The organism is Thioclava sp. JE_KL1, from assembly GCF_009296265.1.
Taxonomy (GTDB): domain Bacteria; phylum Pseudomonadota; class Alphaproteobacteria; order Rhodobacterales; family Rhodobacteraceae; genus Thioclava.
On record NZ_WBJS01000001.1, the window covers coordinates 576,078 to 598,501 of the forward strand.

The window sequence follows — 22,424 nt, forward strand, 5'->3', positions numbered from 1 at the left end:
TTCTTGTTGCGGGGTGTCAGCGTGCGCGCAGGCGCACGTCGACGCTGTCGCGCAACCAGTCACCGACCACCTGGACGGCGAAGGTCAGCAACACGATCAGCGCGGCGGGGACGATGACGATCCAGGGAGCGGTCGGCATGTAGTCGCGACCGATGCCGACCATCGAACCAAGTGTCGCGGTGGGCGGCTGCACGCCGAGGCCGAGGAAGGACAGCGTGCTTTCAAGCAGCACGATATTCGACAGCGACAGCGTGAACTGGACCACCAGCGGCGAGACGATATTGGGCAGCAGGTGGGTGAAGGCGATGCGCCGGGGGCTGGCGCCTGCGGCGCGAGCGGCCTCGATGAAGGGCAGATGCATCAGGCGGCGCACGTCGCCACGCACGATCCGGGCATACTGCTCCCAACCGGCGAGGCCGAGGACGATGACCATCACCTGAAGCGAGCTGCCGAAGATCGCGAGCGTGAACAGCGCGATCAGCGTGAAGGGCACCGCGATCTGGGTATCGACCGCCGACATGATCGCGGCATCGGTGCGTCCGCCGACCACGCCTGCCAGCAGCCCGAGCAGCCCGCCGACGAGAAGCCCCAGCAGCGCGCCGAGGATCGCCAGCATCAGCGTCAGGCGCAGACCGTGCAGGCTGCGCGAGAGGACATCGCGGCCCAGCTCGTCCGTGCCCAGCGGATAGGCGACCTTCGCACGATCAAAACCGATCGGCGGGCGCAGCCGCGAGAGCAGGCTTTGCGCATTGGGATCATGCGGCGCGATCAGCGGGCCGAGGAAAGCCATGAGCAAGAGGGCCAGCCCGACCGCGAAGGCGACTTTCTGGATCACGTTGGTGCCGGTCCAAAGGCGGTGCAGGGCCGAAGGCGCGGGAGTGTTGAGGGCCATGGTCATCGGATCACCCTTTGAGTTGATGGCGCAGGCGCGGATCGGCCCAGGCATAGGCAAGGTCGATGGCGGCGTTGATGAGGATGACGGCGATGGCGACGGTGATGACCCCGAACTGGAGCACCGGGTAGTCGCGCCGGATCGCCGAGGAGACGAGCAGGTCGCCGATGCCGGGCCAGGCGAAGATCGATTCCACCACCACCGAGCCGGAGGCGGCGAGCCCCGCGATCTGGAGACCGATCACCGACAGCAGCGTGATCGAGGCATTGCGCAATCCGTGGCGCAGGATCACCGCGCGCTCGGGCAGGCCCTTGGCGCGGGCGGTGCGCATGAAGTCCTGCCCCAGCACGTCGAGCATGGCGTTGCGGGTGAAGCGCGTGAGCGCCGCGATCAGCACTCCCGACATCGCCAGCGTCGGCATGATGAAATGCAAAGGCGTTCCATTGCCCACCACCGGCAACCAGTTCAGCCAGTAGGCGAAGACCAAGACCATCACCACGGCGAGGATGAAGTTCGGCACCGCATAGCCGAGGAAGGCGACGACCATCGCCGCGCTGCCCAGCCAGTGCTTGCGCCAGATCGCGGCGATCATGCCCAGCGGGAGCGACACGACGAGGGTGAGGCCGATCGCCGACAGGAGGAGCTGCGCCGAGGGCCACAACCGCTCCGCCACGATCTGGATGACCGGTCGGCGCTCGATGAAGGACAGGCCGAAATTCCCGTCGAGGAAGGCGCGCAGGAAGGCGAAGTATTGATCCCAGAGCGACCGGTCGAGCTCGTAATAGCGGATCAGGATCTCGCGGTCTTCTTGGGTCATGCCCTCGCCCGCGAGGAAATCGATGGCGTTCCCCGACAGGCGTGTGGCGAAGAACACAAGCGTGACGATCACGAAGAAGGTCAGCGCCATCCGGACGAGGGTGCGCAGGGTGTAGCTCAGCATGTCACGATCTCCTGGGCGAGGGTCACGCCACCGGGCCGGGCCAGCAGGACGAACTCGACCCCGGCGGCGGCGGCCGCGCGGCCATCTGTTTCGGGCGTATCGCCAAGGAAGACCGCCGCGCCCGGCGCGACCCCGGCGCGGGACAGCGCGGCGTGAACCAGATCGGGGGCGGGCTTGGCGAGGCTCGACGCGGTGGCGGCGGGCACTGCGGCGCGCGCCGCAGCCCAAAGCGCGCCGGTCTCGGGTCGGGGCGTGCCGTCAGGGCCGGGATGGAACGTGTCGGGATTGCTCAGCAGCACGGGCAGGCCCCGCGCCGCCATTGCGGTGAGTTCCGTCAGGTCGGCGAAGCTGAAACCGGTGTCGCGCGCCAGAAGCACAAGCTCGGGCTGCGTCCGGTCGGGCACCAGCCCCAGCTTGCGCGCCAGCGTGACAAGCGGCGGCGCGGCGAAAAGTGCGACCCGCGCACCGGGGCGACGGCGCTGCAGATTGCGGAGCGTTTCCTCGCCCGCCAGCACCATGCGCTCGGCGGCTACCGCGAGCCCCATCAGGCCGAGCCGGGCCGAGAGGTGCTCGGCGGTGTCGGTGGAATTGTTCGAGACGACCCAAAGCCGCTCGCCGCAGCGCTCGATCAGTTCGGGCACGCCGGGCAGAACGCGGTCCCCAGCGATCAGACAGCCATCGAGATCGGCCAGAACCGCAGCACGTTCGGGGAGCGGCCCTGACAGGAACTCGGACAATCCGACAGGCTGGGTCATGGGCAAATCCTCTCCGTTCGGGGCCTCGGCCCCGTTCGCGCGATGCGCGTCTGTTCATGCGGTGATGGGGCGTCGCCCCGGACTGCTCACGGTTTGACGAGTTTCTGTGACGTGGATGTTACATCTGCAAGCTAAGCTGTCGGATGATGAAAGCTTCGGTTGGATCTATGGCGAGCGCCCTGTCGCTTTCCCGCCTGCGCTCGGTGACTGCGGTCGCCGAGGAGGGCTCTTTTTCGGCCGCTGCGCGCCGATTGGGGGTGTCGCATTCCGCAGTCGCGCAGCAGATTCGCGATCTCGAGACCGCCTTCGGCGTGCGGCTGTTCGACAAGCTCAACGGAACCCTTTGTGCCACGCCGCTGTGCGAGCAGCTTTGCGACATCGGCGCCCGGATGCGCGAGGCCGAACATGACGCGCTGCGCATCCTCGAACGCCGGGGCCCGACCGGCAGGCGCAGGCTGCGCGTCGGTCTGGGCAATTCGATGCCGGGCATCGCGATCGTCCACCAACTTCTGCGCCAGCACCCCTCGCTGACGGTCTCGGTGGAAAGCGGCTCGCATCAGGACATTCTCGCGGCCCTGCTGCGGCGCGAGGTCGATGTCGCGGTGCTGCCCGATCTGCCGAACGATCGCCGGTTCCGCACCGCGCGGGTGCTGTCGCAGGAGGTGGTGGGCATCGTCTCCGCCGACAGCCCGACCGGTTTGCGCGACGAGGTCAGCCTCGAAGAACTGGCGCGGCTGCCGTTGATCTTCCGCTCGCAGGGGTCCTCCACCCAGAAGGTCGTCGACCGCGCCTTCCGTGCGACCGGCCTGTCCCCCGAGCCGCAGCTGATCGCCGATACTCGCGACGCCGTCTACGAGGCGGTGGCGCTGGGGATCGGTGTCGGCTTCATGTGGCGCTTCGGCACTTACCGAACCGATACCGTGCGCAGGCTTCTGATCCGCGACATCCGGTCAACGGTGGACGAGGTCGTGTTCGCCCTGAAGGACGAAAGAAACGAGTTGATCGAACTGTTCTTCAACGCCGCCAGCCAGATCGATCCTGCCGGGGCCGCTGGCGCGGAGGTCATTCGAGACTAAGCGCGCCGACGCCAAAGCGACGTGGCCTAGACCGCCACCGCGACGCTCTCGGGAAACAGATCGCCTGTCCCAAGGCTTTTCACGCTCCCGTCGTCCTCGCGCATCAGGAACAGGGCGTCGAGGCCGCGTTTCCTCGCAACCTCCAACCCCTTCTCCGGGCCAAGCACCATAAGCGCGGTGGCCCAGCCGTCGGCCTCGGCGCAACTGCGCGCGACCACCGTCACGGAGGCAGGCGATGCCAGCAAGGGCGCGCCGCGCACACGATCCATCGTATGCGAGAGCCTGCGCGCGCCGAGGTCGATCAAATGACGATAATCGCCGGAGGTCGCGACCGATGCGTTCTCGAGCGCGAGGATCGAATGCGGGGTACGGCGCAGCGGATCGGGGCTCTCGACCGCGATCGTCCACGGGCTGCCATCGGGCCTGAGCCCCATGGCCCGCATTTCGCCGTCGATCCCGACGAGACCGGCTTCGATCCCCTGCGCGGCCAGCGTCTCGGCGAGACGATCCACGCCGTAGCCTTTCGCGATCCCGTTCAGGTCCAGCACCGCGGGGCCGCTCTTGCGTACCCGGTCATGGTCGAGCTCGAGCCATTGATCTGCGGGCTGCCGCGGCACGCTCATCGCGGCGCGGATCGCCTCGGGTGTCGCATCGTCGGGACCGAAGCCCCAGGCCGTGACCGCATCTCCGAGCCCGACATCGAACGCGCCGCCCGAGGCTTTGCCGATCTCGAGCCCGAGACGAAGCACTTTGGCCAAATGACCCGGCACCTTCACCCATTCGCCTTCCGCAGCCGCGTTGAGCCGCATCAGGTCGCTGTCGGGTTTCCAGGTGGACATCTGGGCATCGACTTCGGCAACCGCCGCCTGAAGCGCGGCTTGGATCGGCGCGGGATCGCGCTCGGACGGCGCGAAGAACAAGGCGGTCCAGCGGGTGCCCATGGTCGCGCCGTGCAAGGCGTGGCGCAGCAGATCAGAAGATGTCTTCGACATAACGGCCCTCCGTTTTCAGTTTGGTCGCACTCAGGCCCGAAGCGGCGAGAATGTCATGCAGGGCATCGGCGACGCCCGCCGCCATGTCCCGCCCGCCGCACACCATGATCCGCGCGCCGCTCTGCACGAGCCGGACCAGTTCGGGAGCATCGGCGCGCATCGCATCCTGAACGTAGCGCGGTCGCTGGCCGCGCGAGACCGAGGTCACGATCCGCGACAGACGCCCTTCGTCCTTCCACCCGCCCAACTCCTGCGCATAGAGGAAATCGCTTTGCGGATCGCGCATCCCGAAGAAGAGATGGATCGGGCGCCTTTGCTCGTTTTCGCGCACGAAGCCCACGAGAGGGCCGATCCCCGTGCCCGCGCCGATCAGAATCAACGGCGCGCGCGAACGGTCCGGCCGGAAGGCCGGGTTGCGCCGGACGAAGGCGCGGACGTTCTCGCCGGGTTCGAGCGCCGTCAGCTGTCCCGAACACAACCCGCCGGGGTGTTTCTTGACCACGATCTCCAGAAACCCGTCGCGGCGTGACGACGCGAGCGAGTAGAGGCGCGGCGTCGGCGACCCTTCCGGCAGGATCCCGATGAGATCTCCTGCGGCAAACCGCGTGGAGCCCGCCCCCGTCAGCCGCTGCCAGAACGTGGCGCGCGGCAGGGAAAAGCGCAGGATCGACGTCGGCGCCTGCACGTCCGCCCCATAATCGCGCCGCGACTGAAGCGTGAGTTCGGTCGTGGCAGGAGGCGTCGGTTGGTGGTGCAGTTCGAGCGCGATCCCGAGCACCGCACCCAACGCCTGCCCCCAGCGCGCGAAGGCCTGCGGCGACTGACGGTCGATCGTGTCATAGGGCAGCAGAACCGGCCAACCCTTCGCCTCCACGGCCTCGGCAATCGTCTGGGCGTAGGCACAATAGGCAGGGAAGCTTCGGTCCCCGAAACCGAGCACGGCAATCGGGATATCCAGCGCATCGGAGCAGGCGTCGAGTTTGGTCAGGAAGCCTTTCGCGGAACTGGGCTCCGCCCCCTCGCCATAAGTGGCCGCGAGCACGATGATCCGATCGGCATGGGCGTAGCGCTCGGGGGCGAAGGAGGACATCGGCGCGATGTGAACACTCTGGCCCGCCGCACGGAGTGCTTCGTGCAGGGTCGCGGCAAAACCCCAGGTGCTGCCGCTTTCGCTGCCGACAAGGAGGATCGTCTCCGCGCGCGCGGCTCGTTGGTTGGCCCGGATGCGCGGGCGGCCGCGCCGCCCCGCGAGCCAGATCGTCAGGCCGGTGAGGCCCAAGACAGGCACGCCCAGCGCCATGAGACCCAGCACCGCGCCAAGCAGCGCAGCGCCCTGCCCCGTATGCAGCATGTAAATGGTTTCCGAGACGCGTTGCCATGCGGTCAGGTCCGCCCAGGCGAGCACCGCGCCGGTGCCCTGATCGAGATAGCCGGTGCCGCGATCGGTCTTCAGCGTGAAAACATCGGTGGCATCACCGTCATAGGGGAAGCTCAGGCTCCGCAGTTCCGTGGCCGGCGTGTCGCCCAGCATCGCAAGACCGGCAAGCGGCGCGTCTGTTTGACCGCTCACCTCGGCGGGGATGCCGAGCAAAGGCCCGCCATCGGGGATCAGCTCGAAGGTCGAGGCTGTCATCCACAAAGACGTGGCGGAGGAGAGAAGCAGGCCGATCACCGCGACGCGCGCGATCTCGACGTGGAGCCGACCGGCGAGCGGCCCGCGCAAACGCGAGAACCAGTTCCGCCAGCCGCCGACACGCCGCGCGACAAGCAGGATGCCGGAGACCGAGAGCACCAGCATCGCGACGGAACCCAGCGCGCTTGCAACGCGGCCGGGATCGCCGAGGAAGAGGGAGCGGTGAAGGTTGGTCAGCCAACGCTGAAACGCATTCGGATCAGCCGATGCGACGCCACGCCCCGTGGTGGGATCGATCACCGCCGCGCCGGGCTGTCCGGCTTCGAACCAATAGGCCGTGATCTGCCCCGACGGTGCGCGCCGGATCTGTTCGAGACCCGGATAGATCGTCTGGATGCGCTCGGCGAGGGTCGCAACGCTGAGCTCCGCCCCCGCCTGCGGTGCCGCGATCCGCTCCGCAACCGGAAAGACCGCGAGCACCGCGCCGCTGAGCGCCAGCACCGTGACAAGCGCCAGGGCAATCAGCCCCGGCCAGCGATGAAACGCGCGGATCATGGCCTGTCACCTCACATGTCGTAGGTGAAATCGGCGACGTAGCGACGCCCCGGAACCGGCGTGCCCGCGCCCTCGGTCGTCAGCGGCACGGCGACCTCGTTGGGGCTGTCGCGCATGTCCTCGACCGCGGCGTCGATATGCAGCGTGTAGCCCGCATCAAAAAGCGCATCCGCAAGATCGAGCGTGATCTCGAGCGTCCGGCCCGCGCCTACGCTTGCGCCGGTGATGCCGTTGATCTGCGCGGGATCACCCCCGGTTGCGCGATACCAGTCGTTGAGATGCTCGTAATATTTGGACTTGCCGCCCGCCATCCAGAGGCTGCCCGCATAGGCGCCCGACGGATCGGTGACATAGAGCGCGAGATAAGCGCCGTCGCCGCCGTAGTTGTTCAGCGTGGTCTTGAGCGTGACGGGCTGCGCGGATGCGAGCGCGGGCATGGTCAGCGCCGTGCTCAGCGCCAATGTTGCGAGAAGAGACTTCATTTCGGGAATCCTTGTTTTGGGGAGGAATGCGACCTCGGCTCAGTTCACCTGAACCTTGGGCGGAGCGCCGTCACCGAAGAGGCCGTTTTTCGGCGGGGCGACCGTGCCGGCGGGGGCCGGGTTGCGCGCCGATGCGCCGTAGTCGTCATCATCATCATCGTCGTCCTCGTCATCGTCGTCATAGTCCGACGTGATGAGGCGCAGCGTCGCCGGATCAATCTTGGCTTCGATTTTCCGCCCGTCGCGGTCGCGGCCCTCGATCTCGTATCGGCCGTCTTCCATCTCGATTTCGTGGACAGTCCAGCCGTTCTCGCGCGCGATCTGCATCACAGCGTCGCGGGACATTCCTTCGCCGCGCGAAGACTTTTCATAGTCGTCGTCGGCCAGAGCCATCCCCGCAGGCAGCAGGGCGATGAGGGGAAGTGCGGTCAGGATCTTTCGCATGGCAGGGTCTCCTTTTTCATCTGCTAGCGACAATCTGGGCAGCGGACCTGAGCGCTTCCTGACGGGCGGACAGTTTCCGCTTCAGCTTCGCGTCAGGAAAAAGGCCCCGCCTTTTGAGGGCGGGGCCAGGTGAGGCCGCGGGACAAACGGCCTTGGCGATGTGAAAGGGAACGGTCAGGCGATATCGGCGGGTTCAGGCCCACGCTTGTCACCGGTCAACATCGACCGCGCGAGGTTTTCGCGATGGCGGAAGGAGGCCAGAACCACACCGGCGACATGAAGCGCCACGAGCAGCAGGACCAGGTTGGCGAGAACCTCGTGCAGTTCTTCCAGCGCCTCGTTGCCTTCGCCTTCCGCGCCCTCGCCATATTCACCGTATTCGCCATCCTCGTCCGCGAAGGCCGGGGTCACGATCTGCGGCAGCGCGGGAAGCATCGCCACGCGCGTGGGTTCCGCCATCAGCCAGCCGGTGAAGGCAGTGCCCGACAGCGAGATCAGCAGCGCCACGATCATCAGCGCCCCCGCAGGGTTGTGGCCGAGATAGCGACGCTCTTTGCCGCGCAGCATGTCGCCAAGATAAGAGAGCGTCTGCCCCGGCCCTCTGAGGAACTGGGTGAACCGGGCATAGCGCCCGCCCACGAGCCCCCAAACCAGCCGGAACGCGACCAGCCCGGCGACGGTGTAGCCTGCGATCTCATGTACCGGCTGCAACTCGTCGGCCGTGAACCAAGCCGTGGCAAAAGCCGCGACGAGGCCCCAGTGGAAAATCCGCACCAGCGGATCCCAGACCCGCACCCTGCCCCCGGAGCTACCGCCGGAATTCGTCGTGTCGTGAAATGCTGCGTCAGTCATGTTTGTCTCCTTCACGATCTTCGCGGGACCGACCATGTTCATCGCCTTCGTATTCGACTTCGAGAATCTGGAGCGTCGACGGATGAACCGTCACTTCGATCTGGCGACCCTGCGCGTCGGTGCCGTCGATCTCGTAGCAGCCGTCATCGATCTTGATGCGGCGCACCGTCCAGCCGTTCTCTTCGGCGAGTTGGGCCACGGCATCGCGCGGCTGCCAATCCGCCATCGGCACGAAACAGTCGTCATCGGCCAGAGCCATTCCAGCCGGAAGCGCCGCGAGAAAGGCGAGAATTGTCACTGTCTTCTTCATGGGCCAAACTCCTGTTCGCGGCCAACTCTGCACCTTTCATGGGCGATCAATCTGACGGGAACCTGAAGCCGCATCGCGCGCAGCGTCAGCTTGGTGTCAGCCGGGCAGGTGAAGACTGGGCAACGGAAAAGAGATGGGACCAACATGCGCATCCTGCTGATCGAGGACGACACTATTCTGGGCACCGCGGTGCGCGACCAGATCGCGAGCGACGGCCACTCGGTGGACTGGGTCACGCGTCTCGACGAGGCGGGCGCGTCGGTCCGCAGCACCGGCTATGATCTCGTCCTGCTCGATCTCATGCTTCCCGACGGCCGCGGCATCGGCTTTCTGAAGTCGCTGCGCAGCGGGGGCGATGTGACCCCCGTGATCATCATGACCGCGCTCGATCAGGTCTCGGACCGGATCGAGGGGCTGAACGCGGGCGCCGACGACTATCTGGTGAAGCCCTTCGACCTCGCCGAACTCTCCGCGCGCATCGGGTCGGTCGCGCGGCGCTACAGCGGCAACCCGAACCCCATCGTGACACATGCCGGACTCGAGATCGACCTCGCCGCGCGCAGCATCCTGCGCGACGGCAAGCCCGTGCAGCTGACCGCGCGCGAATGGGCCCTGTTCGAGGCGTTCCTCTCGCGCCCCGGCCAATTGCTGTCCAAAGCCCAGCTCGAAGAGAAGCTCTACGCCTTCGATGCGGAGGTGGAGAGCAACACGATCGAGGTCCATGTCAGCCGCCTGCGCAAGAAACTCGGCGCCCATGTGATCGAGACCGAACGCGGTCTCGGCTACAGGCTGGGCAAGGCATGAGATTGCCAAGAAGCCTTCAGGCCCGTCTGGGGCTTTCGCTCGGGGTCGTTCTGGCGCTGATGTGGATCGCCGCGGCGACCGTCACCGCGCTGATCGTGCGCAAGGAGATGAGCGAGGTCTTCGACTCCACGCTTCAGGAAACGGCGCAGAGGATCCTGCCCCTCGCGGTGATGGACATCGTGAACCGCGACGGCAACAACACGACACAGCGTCTTGCAAGGCTGCGCAACCACGAGGAATTCTTCACCTATATCGTGCGGGACGCGGAGGGGCACATTCTTCTTCAGTCTCACGCGGCCGATCCGTCCGTCTTCCCCGCCTATGACGGCCGGGGGTTCAGCGAGACAGCCACCCACCGGCTCTATAGCGATGCCGCCCTTCAGGACACGATCCGGATCACCGTCGCGGAACCGCTCGCGCATCGGGCGAAGGTCGCGCGAGAGGTAGAGCTTGGCCTTGGCCTGCCGCTGCTGATCGTGATCCCGCTCGCCTTCGCGGCGGTCGTGCTGGCGGTGCGGACCAATCTCGGGCCGCTGCGGCGGTTCCGAACCAGTCTCGAGGCGCGCAACGCCCGCGATCTCACCCCCATTCCGACCGACGATCTGCAGACCGAGATTTCTCCGGTCGCCGCCACGCTCAACAATCTTCTGGGGCGGTTGCGCGAAGGGATCGAGGCCGAGCGAAGCTTCGCCTCCAACGCCGCGCATGAATTGCGCACGCCCCTTGCGGGCGCCATCGCGCAGACACAGCGGTTGAGCGCGGAAACCACCGACCCGGTCGCGAAGACACGCGCCGCCGATATCGAGGCGACGCTCAAACGTCTCACGCGGCTCTCGGAACGTCTGCTGCAACTCGCCCGCGCGGAAGGCGGGCCTTTGCGGCTTGAGCGCAGCTCGGACCTGCGCGTCGCCGCCCGCCTGATCGTCGAAGACCTCGCGCGCGGCTTCGATCCCGGGCGTATCGCTCTGGAGCTGCCGGAGACGCCTGTCATCTCGGATCTCGACCCCGATGCTTTCGGTATCCTGTGCCGGAACCTGATCGAGAACGCACTGAAGCATGGGGCGCAGGACGAACCGGTTACGGTGCGCCTGACTGCGGAGGGCGTTTTCACCGTGACGAATGCCGGGCCTGTCATTCCGCAGGAGACGCTCGCGCGGCTGACCGCGCGGTTCGAGCGCGCCGGCAGCACGAATGATGGCAGCGGGTTGGGCCTCGCCATCGTCGCCGTCATCGCGGAGCGCATCGGAAGCCCACTCTCGCTGACGTCCCCGCCGCGCGGTCGCGACTCCGGCCTCGAGGTCAGCCTACAGCTGCCGCTGAGTGCGGCGACGTCGTGACGAGCCACGCGCGGTTCCGAAACCCGTCTTGTTCAGCGTCACTTGCCGGACCTCGTTCGGCTGATAGTCTGGAAAAATGACCGACGCGGAAACGATGACTGCGGTGCTTTGCGACCGCTATGGAGCGCCTGACACGCTTTGGCTGGACGAGGTCCCCATCCCAGCGCCCGCGCCGGGCGAAATCCGGGTGCGCGTGCATGCCGGAACGGTGAACCGGACCGACACGGCCACGTTGCGCGGCCATCCCTTCTTCGCGCGGGCGATGACGGGGCTCTTGCGGCCGAAGATGCCCACGCTCGGGATGGATTTCGCCGGCGTGGTCGACGCCCTGGGCGATGGCGTGAGCGCATTCCGGCCCGGGGAGCGGGTCTTCGGCCTGTCGCCCGAGCGGTTCGGCGCCCATGCCCAATATCTCTGCCTGCCCGCCGATGGACCGTTGGCGCGGATCCCGGGCGATCTCGCCTTCGACGAGGCTGTGGTGGGCGAAGGCGCCTGGTATGCCGACGCGACCACCAGCCTGCTGTCCGAGGGCGCCCGCTGCCTGATCTACGGTGCCTCCGGCGCCATCGGCTCGGCGGCGGTTCAGCTTGCCAAGGTGCGCGGGGCGCATGTCACGGCGGTCGTCGGAACCCGTCACCTCGAATTGGCCCAGAGCCTGGGGGCCGACCGGGTGATAAATTACGAGACCGAGGATTTCACCGCGATCGGCGAGCGCTTCGACCTTGTCATGGACGCGGTGGGCAAGATTTCGTGGCGCGCTTGCCGCCCGCTGCTGACGCCCGACGGCATCTTCACGGCGACCGATCTGGGCCCCGGCTGGTCGCACCTTTTCCTCTCCGGCTGGTGCGCGCTTACCGGCAGCAAGCGCGTGCGGCTCCCCTTTCCCGAGAATGCCCCAGGCTTCGTGCGACACCTCGCCGGGCTGATGGCCGAGGGGCGGTTCCGGGGCGTCTTCGACCGGCGCTATCGGCTGAACGAGATCGTCGAGGCCTTCCGCTATGTCGAGACCGGGCAGAAGACCGGGATCGTGAGGATCGACATCCCCTAGGATCAGGACGGGCGGATCACGATCTTGCCCCTGACCTCGCCATGACCGGTGCGCGCCAGTGCCTCCGGCAGCTCGGCCAGCGGCAGCTCCGCCTCCAGATGCGGCGCGATCCGCCCCGCCTGTGCCAGCGCCGCCACGCGCGCGGTCAGTTCGCGCCCCGAGGGCACCATCAGCATTCCGATCGACTTGTGCCGCCCGCGGTAGATCGCCCCACCGAGCAGGAGCGACAAGAGCACGCGCACCTCGCCGCCGACCGCTCGGTAGATACCGCCCGGCGCGAGCGCCTTCGCGATACGGCGTGGCCCGCGCGTCGCCACCATGTCGAGGATGCGATCCCAAGTAGCCCCGGTCTCGGTGAAGTCCTGTGCGCGATAGTCGATCACCTCGTCGGCACCGAGCGCGCGCAGCCAGTCGACCTTGCCGCCATTGTCGACCGCACACACGAAAGCCCCCGCCTGCTTCGCCAGTTGCAGCGCCATCGTGCCCGAACCGCCCCCGGCCCCGTTGATCAGCAGCCTGTCCCCTGCCGTGACATTTTCGGTTCCGGCGACGGCGATGCCGCCCGCCTGCGGCAGACAGGCTGCGACCGCGTCGGACAGGCTCTCGGGCACCTTCACCATCAGTTCAGAGGGCACGCAGACATATTCGGCGAAGCCGCCGCGGGTCATGACGACGTCCCCCATGACCCGGTCGCCGATCGCGAAGCCGGGCGTGTCGGGACCGAGCTTGTCGACGATCCCCACGACATCCGAGCCCAGCACCGGTTGCTTCGGTCGCCAGTACCCGCCGACCATTCGCGCGTAGAACGGCGCACCCGTGAGATATTCCCAATCCGACAGGTTCACCGCGCAGGCGCTTACCCGGAGCCGAAGCTGGCCCTTGCCCGGCTCGGGCACCGGCAGGTCCGCAAGCCGCAGCTGCTCGGCCCCGCCGTAGCGGTGATAGGTCATGGCCTTCATTTGCCGGGCCCGGGGGGATCGGTGAACACACGGACCAGCATCGTACCGACGATCCAGACCCCCAAGGTCCAGACGATGGTGGCGCCGGGGCTCAGGTAGCCACCGACAAATCCGGCAATCGCGATCACCACGCCGATTGCGCCGACCAGTCCGACCAGTTCTTTTCTCTTTTGTCGCAAGCCCATCGGTCTCTCCCCCTCTTCATGCAAATCCTAGTCGATTCGCGCGCGACGCCCAAAGATCACGGCACGCAAGCCGAACGGCCCGACAAGCCCGACCGACAATCAGCCGAGCCAGTCGCCGAAGCGTCCATAGGGCGCCCTGACCCCTTTCATGGGCACGTCGACCGTGATGTTGCCGGCCCGCCCCCCTCGACCGGCATCACCGCGGCGATAACGCGGACAGCGGGCGTCTCCGGCGCGGTCATAAGCCAGCTGTCATAAGGGATTGTAGTTTGCATGATCATGCTCCTCCGGTTTGTCATCGTTGATTGAGCTGCGCGCGCACGGCTTTGATGCCTTGCCGCGATACGCGATAAGGCTGGCCGTTCTGCGAGCGGATGAAGCGCCGTTTTCTCAGGCGCAGAAAGACGTCGAGCGTGCAGTCCGAAAGGACGTAACCGTCGCGCGTGTAACAGGTGATGGCGCGTATCTTGCCGCCCTCGCCTCTTTCATGGTGGATTGCTCCGCCAAGGGCGAGTTCATGCAAAACACGCTGTTCGTGCTTTGAGATATTCAAGGGATTGGTCTCGATTTTATGAGAGTGCAGAAACAGAGACACTCAGCGTTGCGCGTGAGTGTTCTTTTGGTTCTGGCGTTCCCGCATCACTTGATCGGGAACGGGCTTATGCCCGGGGCTCTTGCATAAAATCTCCATCGCATGAGGTCTCTGCCTCATACCTGTTGGACAGTTAGGCACGGACGCAGAGCACAACAAGTCCCCTGCGACATATCTGCGCGATCAAAGCAGTGGCGTTGCAGAAATGCGGGCGTTCATGTCCCTTTGCAGAAGCTCTGGCGCCGAGCGTTCTGATAAAGAGCCGCAACGAGAGCGCCAGTTGCATTGTCCTCAGCGACTATCTACGCCATCAGATACACCAGCCCAGATTGGACAGCGGTAATGCCGATATTCCTGATCCTCATGGTCATTGTCGCGGGCGCCGTTGGAGCGTTCTTCTGGCTCAAGCGGCACAAGCGAGCGCAACTGCTGACGACCGCGCTGCCGGAGCGTAAGCGTCGCATCGTGAAGCAGCAGGTTCCGCTGATCCGAAGACTGCCGGGCGACCTGCAAGCCCGGCTCGACGGCAAGATCAGCCTGTTTCTGGATCAGGTCGAATTCCTCGGCTGCAATGGCTTGGAAGTGACCGAGGAAATGCGGCTCTCCATCGCCGCCCAAGCCTGTCTTCTCGTCGTGAATTCGGACAGCTGGTACGATCACCTTCGCACCATCCTGATCTATCCCGGGGCCTTCAAGTCCAGACAAGCTCAGCGCAGCGGCTATGTCCTGACTGAACGTGAGACCATCCGGACCGGGGAGAGCTGGGCGCGCGGTCCGGTCGTTCTGTCTTGGAAACACACCCGGTGGGGCGCCTCCAACGATCATGACGGCCACAACGTCGTCCTGCATGAGTTCGCCCACCAGCTCGACGATCTTTCAGGTCACACGGACGGCATTCCGGTGCTGGGCAAAGAGCAGAGCTTCGCGGGCTGGGCAATGCCATTCGCCGAGGCCTACGAGCGCCATGTTCAGCACGTCAGACACGGGCGGCGCACCGTGATAGACGCCTACGGCGCCGAGGGGCCGGAAGAGTTCTTCGCGGTCCTTGTGGAGGCCTTCTTCGAGCGACCGGCAGAGCTGAAACACGCCGAACCTGCGGTCTATGAACAGCTGTCGATACTCTTCCAGCTTGAGCCATCGACATGGGGCTGATGGGCCAGGGCGCATGTTCGTTTCCGTCACCTTCCGGCCTGCACTAGTATCAGCATCCCCGGATCATCGAGCTCTCATCGAGCCTCTCAAGACAGCGCGGCATGCTCTCCAGAACGAGGCCGCCGCCATCACAGCCCAGCGAAGGCATCCGTGTGAATCCATCTGCGACGGACGCCACATTTGCGCAGCATCTTCAGAAACCCGGAGACCATGGTGCTCGCGCCGGAAACATAGACGCGCCGTTCGTCCAGATCGGGAACGCATTCGCGCAAGTTCGTCTCGTCCATCCGGCCCTGCACCAGCGTCACATCGTCATATATGGCGGAGCCGGGTTCTCCGGACACCGCGTAGACCACCTTCATCCCCAATTCGTTGCGCGCGCGTGTCAGAAGCTCTCGATAGGCGATCTCGTCGGCTGACCTGTTCGCATAGACCAGAACGATATCGCGTTTCTCACCGCGTTCGAGGAGGTCGGCGATCATGCTGCGAAACGGGGTAATTCCGATCCCGCCCGCGATGAACAGAAGCTTCTTCTCGCGCTGCCGCGGCAGGACGAATGTGCCCGCGATCTGCGAGCCGTAAATCGTGTCGCCTTCCTGCATCCGCAAAAGCCCCCGCTTGAACGCGCTGCCCTGAGGGCTGAACTTGACGCCAACCCGCACGGCCGAGGCCCCGGGCGCGGAGGCGATGGTGAAGGGCCTGCGGTTGCCGCGCTTGTCAGACCCCGACAGCCCCAGCGTCCAGTCGAGATACTGCCCGGCTCGGAATTTCAGCGCGCGGTCCGACTGGAAGACGAATTCGTAGCAATTCGCGGCGATCTCCTCGACACCGATCAGCTTCATCTTGAACCGACCTTTGGGGCTGGCGGCCCAGGCGTAGATATTCGCCACGAGGAAGGCCATTTCGGGGGAGAAGTACATCGTCCCGATATGGATATTCGAGGAAGACAGCACCCCGACAATGACGGCGTAGACATGCCGCGACCAGCGACCATGCGCAGCCGTCAGCGGCTCTGTCAGCATCGCGAAACCTGCGAAGAACAGCGGCGAGTAGAGGAGCGTCTGTTGCAGCGCCATTCCCATCATGTCCGGCGGCGTCGTCACCAGAACGGCGGCGAGGTTGGACAGGATGTAGACCGCGATCATGCCGAGGCGCTCGATCTTATAGGCGACGAGCAGCCCGCCGAGGATCACCACAGGCAACAGCTGAGGCGTGCCTCCGACCCACCACAAGGCCGGGGTGTTGAGCCCTACTCCCGCGACGACCGCGCCGATCGCCACCGGATTGAAGATGTGCTTATGCCCGAGCGTCAGGATGAATTTCGACGCGATCGCGACGACCGATGCGAGCACGATCGCGGCCAGTGTCATCGGATCGGCGAAATCCGCCGGCGGCATGATGAGCGCGAGGATCAGGGCCGTGATATAGACGGATTCCGCATTCGTCGGCAGCTTCAGAAAAAAGCTGAAAAGCCGGTTTGTCACCCAGGCGCTCGCGACAGAGAGCACGAGCGACACGACAAGCCCGACAGGGTCGAGGAAGGCCGCTCCCATCATGCCGACCGCAATCCCGCCCAGAAACAGGATCCCGAGGTAATAGACCATCAATCGATACATCGTGACGCCATTCAACGAACGCCTGATCAGTTTCATCATGAGAAGACAAACTCCTTGAAACCGGTCGTTTGCACGGCCGTTCCATCCTGGTGGATTTGGTAGGCTTCGACGCCATCGAGGGCTTCGATGTAGTAGATGCCCTGCTCGCCCATCGCGAAGGCCGCCGTGGCGTGTAGGTCCGCGACGAGAACGTCATGCCCGATCACGGTTATGCTGACGGGGCCTTCGATGCGGGCGGCTCGGTCATGCGGGTCATAGATATGATCGCCACGGATGTAGTTGCCCGACGTCGCCACGCCCTGCCCTCTCGGCGCGATCGCCTTGACGATCTGGCGCGGATCGAAGGGATTGCGAATGCCGATCGACCACTCCCGGTCGCGCGCATCGCGCCCGCCGACTTGAATGTCTCCGCCCGCATCGATGCAGAAATTCCCGAACCCGTCCCTCTCGAGCAGTCGGGCCGCACCGAGGATCGCCCATCCTTTCACGACACCGGAGGGATCGATGGTTCCATCCTCGCGCCTGATGTCGAAATACCCGTCCGTGATCTCTTGCATGTCATGCGCGATCTTCAGGACGTCGCGCATCTGGGAACTGAGTGCGGGCGCATCGATCTCGCCCGAATTGAAGCGCGATACTTCGCTGTCAGGGCGGAAGGGGCTGAAGCGTTTATCGGCGTCATTGAAGACGTCGAACACCCTTTCGTGAATGTCTGCGCCCTCGGAATTCGGGATGTCGAGCGTGATCGGCATTCCCATGATGATCCGCGTCTCGACGGTCATGGCCGGACTATTTCAGCGATTTCAGCAGCGCATCATTTGCCGAATTCAGGAACGCCTGGCTGGTGAGCGTTGCGCCGGAAATGTAGGAGACGTTGGTATTCTGCGCCATGACGATTTCGCGTTCGAGCATCGGCAGGGCCTTGCTGTTGATATAGCGGCTCGTCCTGCGATCCGTCGGCGATCTCAGGATGTCGATGGAGGCGATTTTCCCATTTTTCACATGGGCTTGCACCTGCACATAGCCGTAATACTGGCGGACCGGAGACCCGGTCCAAGTGCCATCCTGGAATTGAGCGTTCGCGGGGATTTGGCGAGGCTGCGAAAAGCTCGAGAAAAAGCCTGCCGATGCCGCGGTCGAACTGAGCAGCACAGCGAGAACGGTGCCTGAAAGTGCGCTTGTAAACTTCCTGCTCGTCATTGGGGACCTCCTGATATTCCTTGCGGGCTCCCGGCCCGGTGACTTCGATTTGACGGTCGCTCGCCTGCCCCCAGACCACTTATAAAGATACGTGTTCCGCATCGACATTGAAGTCGCGCCCGTTCCCCTTTGCGTGAAGCAATTGCGAGCGAAGGGAGCGGCCCTGTCGAGAACGCAGTCGCGCCCGACCCCATTTCCGGTTGAGGTATCGCGTTCCCTTCGCGGATCTTTCACCCTGCCAGCACTTGTGCGCCGTCAGCCTCACCGCCGCCGGAACAGCAACCTGAGGGAGAACGCAGACTCTGCGAGGATCGTCAGCCCATATGCCGGGGCGAAAGCCGACGAGAGGTCGGGCACGGAAGCTATTGGCAACGCGCGGACGGTTCGTTCGCTGCCCGGCCCAGACCGAGATGAGAACGATAGCCGCGCCGGGCTCGAGACGGGCGACGCGCCCCGACCGTATTGCGCCCGGCCTTCAAACGACCAGCTACGCTGGCACGATAATTTGACGCAATTTCTCAAGCTCTTCCTCGGACATGTCCAGCGCATCGCGGGTCACATCGTGAAGCTCCTGCATCAATGTTTGAGCCTGCTCGATCTCGTCCTGCGTGATCGGACGAGACGGATGGGCAAAGAAACCGAGCGAGCGGTCCAGCTCCCCAAGCGCAATGACTTTTCCGAAGCGCAATCCGAAACGCGCGGCGGCGCCGAACACGTCACTCTGGTCACCGTCGGCGAGATCTTCCCAGTCACAAATGCCCTGATTGGAGATCGCCCAGCGGACGGTCGGATCCACAAAAACGAGCTCTTTTTCAGTGTAGTAATCGACCCACTCTTTTGGGTAGGTGAGATAGCTAAGGGTCGGACTAGCAAAGCGAACATGCAGGCCCAACGCGAATGTCCAATCGCAGACCCGGTTCAGACGTTGCAATAGGTCCTCGATCTTACGCAGATTATCCATGTCTCGCCTCCTGACCACATCTTGCAACTCTTCGCCGATGCTTTTGGCGTATTTAGGGCAGTTTCTTGAAAACTTCGATTTGTAAATTCGGGAAACGAGCTGAGACCGATGAAACCCGTGCTGTGCCTGAGGACTCTGGACCATCCGCAGCGGGAGTTTTCGGGTCGCGAGTGCCTTGGGCAGAAAGCGCGACAGCGCCGTTCCGATGGGATCGACATCCTGAAACGACACCTCGCAACCAGAGAAGCGAAAGAAAGTGCGCTTTCGGAGGATCAGGCAAGAATACCCCCGGAATGATATACCTGTCTCCGGCCTTCGGGACTTATTTCGAGTGCAACGCCGATACGCAGATCGGCGCGTCGATCTCGAAAGGACACATGATGGAACTCACGCAAGACTGGGACAAAACCTTCCCGAAAAGCGACAAGGTCGACCACAGCAAGGTCACCTTCACCAACCGCTACGGCATCACGCTGGCGGGCGATCTCTACGCTCCCAAGGGCGACGGCCCCTTCGCCGCGATCGCGATCAGCGGCCCGTTCGGCGCCGTGAAAGAGCAATCCTCCGGCTTCCACGCGCAGACGCTCGCCGAGCGCGGCTTTGTCACCCTCGCATTCGACCCGTCCTTCACAGGCGAAAGCGGCGGCAGCCCGCGCAATGTCGCCTCGCCCGACATCAACACCGAGGATTTCAGCGCCGCGGTCGACTATCTCGGTCTGCTGGAGTCGGTCGATCGCGAGCGCATCGGCATCCTCGGCATTTGCGGCTTCGGTGGGATGGGCCTGAACGCAGCCGCGGTGGACAAGCGGGTCAAGGCCGTGGCGGTCACCACGATGTATGACATCAGCCGGATGATGGCCAAAGGCTACTTCGACAGCACCACGCCCGAGCAGCGCGCGGAAACTCTCGAGGCGCTCGGTCAGCAGCGCTGGGTCGATGCGGAAAACGGCGCTCCGGCCTATGGCCCGGTCTCGCTCGAACTTCAGGGCGGCGAGCCGCAATTCGTCGTGGAATACGCCGGCTACTACAAGTCCGAAGAGCGCGGCTTCCACCCCCGGTCGGTCAACTCGAACGCATCCTGGACGCTGACGACGCCCCTGTCGTTCATGAACATGCCGCTCCTGACCTATATCGACGAGATTTCGCCGCGTCCGAGCCTGTTCGTTCACGGCGACAAGGCGCATTCGCTCTATTTCAGCGAGACGGCTTACGCCGCCGCGGCCGAACCGAAGGAGATGTTCATCGTCGAAGATGCGAACCACACCGATCTCTACGATCAGGTCGACAAGATCCCCTTCGACAAATTCACCAGCTTCTTCACCGAGAACCTGTGATAAAATGCTCGGAGCCGCCTGAGGGCGGCTCCGACCTGCAGACGGGGCATGATGCCGATGAATGAGCAGACCATCCGATTTGGACATTCGCACGACGCCCTCGCCGCGATGATCGCGAAATGGGCCGAGGGTTCGGAAGATGTCTCGACCCCTCTCCCCGATCTGAGCTTCTTCCGGCGCACGCGCCCGACCGAACCGGATGTCTGTCTGGTCGAACCCGCGCTTCTGGTCGTGGCGCAAGGGGCCAAGCAGATGTTCGTGGGCGGCGCGCCGCATCGATATGACCCGTCCGGTTTTCTGATCACCTCGCTGGAAATCCCCGGGCAGACGCAGATTATCGAGGCGAGCGAAGAACGGCCCTGCCTCGGACTGGTCCTGAAGCTCGATCAGCGGATGCTGGCCGAGATGGTCGCGCGCAATGTGACGCCACCGCCCTCTCACGCAAAGGAGCGCAGCAGTGTCGCGGTGGGTACCATGACCTCTGACCTTCTCGCCCCGCTCGAGCGGCTCGTGGCGCTTCTGGACGATCCCGAAGCCCTCCCCGTTCTTGCGCCATTGATCCGGCAGGAAATCCACTACCGGCTCCTGCGCAGCGATCAGGGCGACCGTCTGTGGTCCTTCGTTGCCGCCGGTAGCCCGAACCAACGCATTCTCGCCCTGCTCAACTGGATGAAGCTCAACTATGCCGAGCCCCTCCGGGTGGACGACCTCGCGGCCCGCGCACAGATGAGCAGTTCGACCTTTCACCAGCATTTCCGCGAGCTCACCACGATGAGCCCGCTCAAATACCAGAAATGGCTCCGTCTGAACGAGGCGCGCCAATTGATGCTCAACGACCATCTCGATGCAGCCAGCGCGGCCTTCCAGGTAGGCTATGAAAGCCCCTCGCAGTTCAGTCGGGAATACTCCCGGCTGTTCGGAAATCCTCCCAAGAAGGACATCGATCAGCTGCGGCTCGATGTAGCGATATAAGACGCTCACATCTCTCCAAGGTGGGGCGTCTTGCGCTGCATGAATTCGAGCCAAAATTCGACCTTCAAAACCGGAGGCGGGAATGTCGGCTCAGACGAAGCCGCGTCGCGACATCAGCTTCAGCAACGAAGGTCCGGATGGGGCCGGGACCTTCCTCCTGCACGCTCTTGTTGGATGGAAGGGCTGGCGAAAAGAGGCCACCCTGCCCGCCGCGCGCTCGGGGCCAACGTGCGCTTGGCGGCTCACCACGCGCACCGTAGGATACGGGGCATGGGGTATGTGACGTCTCTCTTCGCACGCAAGATCGTCGCCGCAGCGGGCGGTGGCGTTGACGCTGCCGCGATGCTGGCCAGCGTCGGGATTACTCCTGACGATCCCTGGAACGCCGGGCGGATGGTTTCCGCCGAGCGTTACTACGACATGCTCGAGAAAATCGCCGAACAGATCGACGTGACCGATCTTCCGCTGCGCACGGGCGCCTCGATGCGGCTTGATGAATACGGTGCGCTTGGACTGGCCTTCAAGGCCGCAACGACGCTCGGAGCGTCTTACGCGCGGGTCGAACGCTATGCGCGCCTCTGGACCAGCGTCGTCGAATACGAGCTGCGGCCGGAGGCCGGGGGCACGCTCTTCATCCTGCACCGTGAAGGCGAACGGCGCCTCGGGATGCGGTTGTCGAACGAGGCGACACTTGCGAGCGCCGTGTCCATCGCAAGGCAGGTCTCACCAGTGCCCCTCGCGCCCGTGGAAGTGCTTGTCCGGCATCCCGCCCCGCGCTCGATTACCGCACACGAAGACTGGTTCGGCTGTCCGGTGCGCTTCGGGGCCGATCTCGACGCGATCTTCTATGACAACGAGACGCTGGCCCGGCCCAATATCCTCGGCGACGAGGGGATTTCGAAATATCTAGCGAAGCATCTCGACGCGGAAATGGCCGAGATCACGCAGGAGCCCGCGCTCGTCTTGCAGGCGAAAACCGCAATCGCCCAAGCCCTCAGCGAGGGCGCACCCAAAATGGCCGAGATCGCCCGCAGTCTCGGGCTGAGTGCGCGGTCCTTTCACCGGCGCCTCTCCAAGCACGGGGTGAACTTTCAGAGCCTCACCGAAGAAACCCGCCGCGATCTCGCCGAGGGGCTCTTGCGGGACGAGAGCCATTCACTGGCCGAAATCGCGTTCCTCACCGGGTTTTCCGAGCAGAGCGCCTTTACCCGCGCGTTCAAGCGCTGGGTCGGCACGACGCCGGCGAGCTACCGCAAGGATTTGACCCACCGCTGACGGGCGCGCTGGCGACGGCGGTCAAAAGGCTGGCCTCACCGGTCAAGACCGCGCGGCC

At 64.6% G+C, this 22,424-nt stretch carries 24 protein-coding genes; 8 read left to right on the forward strand and 16 right to left on the reverse strand.

The genetic code is table 11. From position 1 onward, the window contains the following. Positions 1-16: 16 nt before the first annotated feature. Genes F8R15_RS02500 through F8R15_RS02510 form a run of 3 tightly spaced genes read right to left on the reverse strand, consistent with a single transcriptional unit; the run spans position 17 to position 2,587 of the window. Positions 17-898 (reverse strand): ABC transporter permease, encoded by an 882-nt coding sequence (locus F8R15_RS02500; protein ID WP_083078680.1) that lies wholly within the window; start codon positions 896-898, stop codon positions 17-19. Between the two features lie 4 nt (positions 899-902). After that, the gene (locus tag F8R15_RS02505; protein ID WP_078539987.1) at positions 903-1,832 is read right to left on the reverse strand and encodes an ABC transporter permease; all 930 of its coding nucleotides are present in this window, start codon (positions 1,830-1,832) and stop codon (positions 903-905) included. Further along, a complete protein-coding gene (locus F8R15_RS02510) occupies positions 1,826-2,587 on the reverse strand; it encodes an HAD-IIA family hydrolase (RefSeq protein ID WP_152843303.1) in 762 nt (253 codons plus the stop codon). Before F8R15_RS02510 ends, F8R15_RS02505 begins: the two co-directional genes overlap by 7 nt. Positions 2,588-2,754: 167 nt before the next feature. Here F8R15_RS02510 and F8R15_RS02515 point away from each other — a divergent pair, with 167 nt between their 5' ends. After that, positions 2,755-3,663: a LysR family transcriptional regulator gene (locus F8R15_RS02515; RefSeq protein ID WP_152843305.1), complete on the forward strand. Its 909-nt coding sequence runs from the start codon at positions 2,755-2,757 to the stop codon at positions 3,661-3,663. 26 nt (positions 3,664-3,689) lie between these two features. Here the strand turns inward: F8R15_RS02515 and F8R15_RS02520 are convergent, their stop codons facing one another. The 6 genes from F8R15_RS02520 to F8R15_RS02545 form a co-directional block, all read right to left on the reverse strand. After that, the gene (locus tag F8R15_RS02520) at positions 3,690-4,655 is read right to left on the reverse strand and encodes an FAD:protein FMN transferase (RefSeq protein WP_152843307.1); all 966 of its coding nucleotides are present in this window, start codon (positions 4,653-4,655) and stop codon (positions 3,690-3,692) included. Beyond that, complete coding sequence (locus F8R15_RS02525; protein WP_152843309.1) at positions 4,636-6,843, reverse strand: PepSY domain-containing protein; 2,208 nt, start codon at positions 6,841-6,843, stop codon at positions 4,636-4,638. Before F8R15_RS02525 ends, F8R15_RS02520 begins: the two co-directional genes overlap by 20 nt. A gap of 11 nt (positions 6,844-6,854) precedes the next feature. Beyond that, positions 6,855-7,325, reverse strand: a complete 471-nt coding sequence (locus F8R15_RS02530) for a DUF2271 domain-containing protein (protein ID WP_152843311.1) — start codon at positions 7,323-7,325, stop codon at positions 6,855-6,857. 39 nt (positions 7,326-7,364) lie between these two features. Then, the gene (locus tag F8R15_RS02535) at positions 7,365-7,769 is read right to left on the reverse strand and encodes a PepSY domain-containing protein (RefSeq protein ID WP_152843313.1); all 405 of its coding nucleotides are present in this window, start codon (positions 7,767-7,769) and stop codon (positions 7,365-7,367) included. 174 nt (positions 7,770-7,943) lie between these two features. Continuing rightward, the gene (locus F8R15_RS02540) at positions 7,944-8,621 is read right to left on the reverse strand and encodes a cytochrome b/b6 domain-containing protein (RefSeq protein WP_152843315.1); all 678 of its coding nucleotides are present in this window, start codon (positions 8,619-8,621) and stop codon (positions 7,944-7,946) included. Then, positions 8,614-8,931 (reverse strand): PepSY domain-containing protein, encoded by a 318-nt coding sequence (locus F8R15_RS02545; protein WP_152843317.1) that lies wholly within the window; start codon positions 8,929-8,931, stop codon positions 8,614-8,616. Before F8R15_RS02545 ends, F8R15_RS02540 begins: the two co-directional genes overlap by 8 nt. 144 nt (positions 8,932-9,075) lie before the next feature. Here F8R15_RS02545 and F8R15_RS02550 point away from each other — a divergent pair, with 144 nt between their 5' ends. From F8R15_RS02550 to F8R15_RS02560, 3 genes are all read left to right on the forward strand, one after another. Further along, positions 9,076-9,735: a response regulator transcription factor gene (locus F8R15_RS02550; RefSeq protein ID WP_152843319.1), complete on the forward strand. Its 660-nt coding sequence runs from the start codon at positions 9,076-9,078 to the stop codon at positions 9,733-9,735. Further along, the gene (locus F8R15_RS02555) at positions 9,732-11,072 is read left to right on the forward strand and encodes an ATP-binding protein (RefSeq protein ID WP_152843321.1); all 1,341 of its coding nucleotides are present in this window, start codon (positions 9,732-9,734) and stop codon (positions 11,070-11,072) included. Before F8R15_RS02550 ends, F8R15_RS02555 begins: the two co-directional genes overlap by 4 nt. Before the next feature lie 76 nt (positions 11,073-11,148). Further along, on the forward strand, positions 11,149-12,120 hold the full coding sequence (locus tag F8R15_RS02560; RefSeq protein ID WP_253732324.1) for an NAD(P)-dependent alcohol dehydrogenase: 972 nt from the start codon (positions 11,149-11,151) through the stop codon (positions 12,118-12,120). A 2-nt stretch (positions 12,121-12,122) separates the two neighbouring features. Here the strand turns inward: F8R15_RS02560 and F8R15_RS02565 are convergent, their stop codons facing one another. The 3 genes from F8R15_RS02565 to F8R15_RS02575 form a co-directional block, all read right to left on the reverse strand. Continuing rightward, complete coding sequence (locus F8R15_RS02565) at positions 12,123-13,079, reverse strand: NAD(P)-dependent alcohol dehydrogenase (protein WP_152843323.1); 957 nt, start codon at positions 13,077-13,079, stop codon at positions 12,123-12,125. After that, complete coding sequence (locus F8R15_RS02570; RefSeq protein WP_078599710.1) at positions 13,076-13,264, reverse strand: hypothetical protein; 189 nt, start codon at positions 13,262-13,264, stop codon at positions 13,076-13,078. Before F8R15_RS02570 ends, F8R15_RS02565 begins: the two co-directional genes overlap by 4 nt. Positions 13,265-13,559: 295 nt before the next feature. Beyond that, positions 13,560-13,817: a YjhX family toxin gene (locus F8R15_RS02575; RefSeq protein WP_152843400.1), complete on the reverse strand. Its 258-nt coding sequence runs from the start codon at positions 13,815-13,817 to the stop codon at positions 13,560-13,562. Between the two features lie 381 nt (positions 13,818-14,198). On the opposite strand from F8R15_RS02575, the gene F8R15_RS02580 reads away from it, so the two are divergent. Next, positions 14,199-15,008 carry a zinc-dependent peptidase gene (locus F8R15_RS02580; RefSeq protein ID WP_152843325.1) on the forward strand — a complete coding sequence of 270 codons (810 nt, stop codon included), beginning with the start codon at positions 14,199-14,201 and terminating at the stop codon, positions 15,006-15,008. Between the two features lie 128 nt (positions 15,009-15,136). On the opposite strand, the gene F8R15_RS02585 is transcribed toward F8R15_RS02580, so the two are convergent. The 4 genes from F8R15_RS02585 to F8R15_RS02605 all read right to left on the reverse strand — a co-directional run bounded on the left by F8R15_RS02585 (position 15,137) and on the right by F8R15_RS02605 (position 18,785). Beyond that, positions 15,137-16,663 (reverse strand): ferredoxin--NADP reductase, encoded by a 1,527-nt coding sequence (locus tag F8R15_RS02585; RefSeq protein ID WP_152843327.1) that lies wholly within the window; start codon positions 16,661-16,663, stop codon positions 15,137-15,139. Further along, on the reverse strand, positions 16,660-17,406 hold the full coding sequence (locus tag F8R15_RS02590) for an FAD:protein FMN transferase (protein WP_152843329.1): 747 nt from the start codon (positions 17,404-17,406) through the stop codon (positions 16,660-16,662). Before F8R15_RS02590 ends, F8R15_RS02585 begins: the two co-directional genes overlap by 4 nt. Positions 17,407-17,413: 7 nt before the next feature. Next, positions 17,414-17,824 (reverse strand): FMN-binding protein, encoded by a 411-nt coding sequence (locus F8R15_RS02595; protein ID WP_158522096.1) that lies wholly within the window; start codon positions 17,822-17,824, stop codon positions 17,414-17,416. A 487-nt stretch (positions 17,825-18,311) separates the two neighbouring features. Continuing rightward, on the reverse strand, positions 18,312-18,785 hold the full coding sequence (locus F8R15_RS02605; protein ID WP_078545647.1) for an autoinducer binding domain-containing protein: 474 nt from the start codon (positions 18,783-18,785) through the stop codon (positions 18,312-18,314). Positions 18,786-19,078: 293 nt separating this feature from the next. Here F8R15_RS02605 and F8R15_RS21740 point away from each other — a divergent pair, with 293 nt between their 5' ends. From F8R15_RS21740 to F8R15_RS02620, 3 genes are all read left to right on the forward strand, one after another. Beyond that, a complete protein-coding gene (locus F8R15_RS21740; protein ID WP_253732326.1) occupies positions 19,079-20,119 on the forward strand; it encodes an alpha/beta hydrolase in 1,041 nt (346 codons plus the stop codon). 57 nt (positions 20,120-20,176) lie between these two features. Beyond that, on the forward strand, positions 20,177-21,091 hold the full coding sequence (locus tag F8R15_RS02615; RefSeq protein ID WP_152843332.1) for an AraC family transcriptional regulator: 915 nt from the start codon (positions 20,177-20,179) through the stop codon (positions 21,089-21,091). Positions 21,092-21,361: 270 nt separating this feature from the next. Then, on the forward strand, positions 21,362-22,366 hold the full coding sequence (locus tag F8R15_RS02620; protein WP_152843334.1) for an AraC family transcriptional regulator: 1,005 nt from the start codon (positions 21,362-21,364) through the stop codon (positions 22,364-22,366). Positions 22,367-22,424: the final 58 nt, after the last annotated feature.

Bases quoted from the DNA above. Each gene is read 5' to 3' on its own strand.
- F8R15_RS02555 (WP_152843321.1), top strand. From the start codon at position 9,732: ATGAGATTGCCAAGAAGCCTTCAGGCCCGTCTGGGGCTTTCGCTCGGG.
- F8R15_RS02515 (WP_152843305.1), top strand. From the start codon at position 2,755: ATGGCGAGCGCCCTGTCGCTTTCCCGCCTGCGCTCGGTGACTGCGGTC.
- F8R15_RS21740 (WP_253732326.1), top strand. From the start codon at position 19,079: ATGATATACCTGTCTCCGGCCTTCGGGACTTATTTCGAGTGCAACGCC.
- F8R15_RS02605 (WP_078545647.1), bottom strand. From the start codon at position 18,785: ATGGATAATCTGCGTAAGATCGAGGACCTATTGCAACGTCTGAACCGG.
- F8R15_RS02530 (WP_152843311.1), bottom strand. From the start codon at position 7,325: ATGAAGTCTCTTCTCGCAACATTGGCGCTGAGCACGGCGCTGACCATG.
- F8R15_RS02560 (WP_253732324.1), top strand. From the start codon at position 11,149: ATGACCGACGCGGAAACGATGACTGCGGTGCTTTGCGACCGCTATGGA.
- F8R15_RS02520 (WP_152843307.1), bottom strand. From the start codon at position 4,655: ATGTCGAAGACATCTTCTGATCTGCTGCGCCACGCCTTGCACGGCGCG.
- F8R15_RS02585 (WP_152843327.1), bottom strand. From the start codon at position 16,663: ATGATGAAACTGATCAGGCGTTCGTTGAATGGCGTCACGATGTATCGA.
- F8R15_RS02595 (WP_158522096.1), bottom strand. From the start codon at position 17,824: ATGACGAGCAGGAAGTTTACAAGCGCACTTTCAGGCACCGTTCTCGCT.
- F8R15_RS02510 (WP_152843303.1), bottom strand. From the start codon at position 2,587: ATGACCCAGCCTGTCGGATTGTCCGAGTTCCTGTCAGGGCCGCTCCCC.
- F8R15_RS02615 (WP_152843332.1), top strand. From the start codon at position 20,177: ATGAATGAGCAGACCATCCGATTTGGACATTCGCACGACGCCCTCGCC.
- F8R15_RS02525 (WP_152843309.1), bottom strand. From the start codon at position 6,843: ATGATCCGCGCGTTTCATCGCTGGCCGGGGCTGATTGCCCTGGCGCTT.
- F8R15_RS02620 (WP_152843334.1), top strand. From the start codon at position 21,362: ATGGGGTATGTGACGTCTCTCTTCGCACGCAAGATCGTCGCCGCAGCG.
- F8R15_RS02590 (WP_152843329.1), bottom strand. From the start codon at position 17,406: ATGACCGTCGAGACGCGGATCATCATGGGAATGCCGATCACGCTCGAC.
- F8R15_RS02565 (WP_152843323.1), bottom strand. From the start codon at position 13,079: ATGAAGGCCATGACCTATCACCGCTACGGCGGGGCCGAGCAGCTGCGG.
- F8R15_RS02570 (WP_078599710.1), bottom strand. From the start codon at position 13,264: ATGGGCTTGCGACAAAAGAGAAAAGAACTGGTCGGACTGGTCGGCGCA.
- F8R15_RS02545 (WP_152843317.1), bottom strand. From the start codon at position 8,931: ATGAAGAAGACAGTGACAATTCTCGCCTTTCTCGCGGCGCTTCCGGCT.
- F8R15_RS02550 (WP_152843319.1), top strand. From the start codon at position 9,076: ATGCGCATCCTGCTGATCGAGGACGACACTATTCTGGGCACCGCGGTG.
- F8R15_RS02505 (WP_078539987.1), bottom strand. From the start codon at position 1,832: ATGCTGAGCTACACCCTGCGCACCCTCGTCCGGATGGCGCTGACCTTC.
- F8R15_RS02535 (WP_152843313.1), bottom strand. From the start codon at position 7,769: ATGCGAAAGATCCTGACCGCACTTCCCCTCATCGCCCTGCTGCCTGCG.
- F8R15_RS02540 (WP_152843315.1), bottom strand. From the start codon at position 8,621: ATGACTGACGCAGCATTTCACGACACGACGAATTCCGGCGGTAGCTCC.
- F8R15_RS02500 (WP_083078680.1), bottom strand. From the start codon at position 898: ATGACCATGGCCCTCAACACTCCCGCGCCTTCGGCCCTGCACCGCCTT.
- F8R15_RS02580 (WP_152843325.1), top strand. From the start codon at position 14,199: ATGCCGATATTCCTGATCCTCATGGTCATTGTCGCGGGCGCCGTTGGA.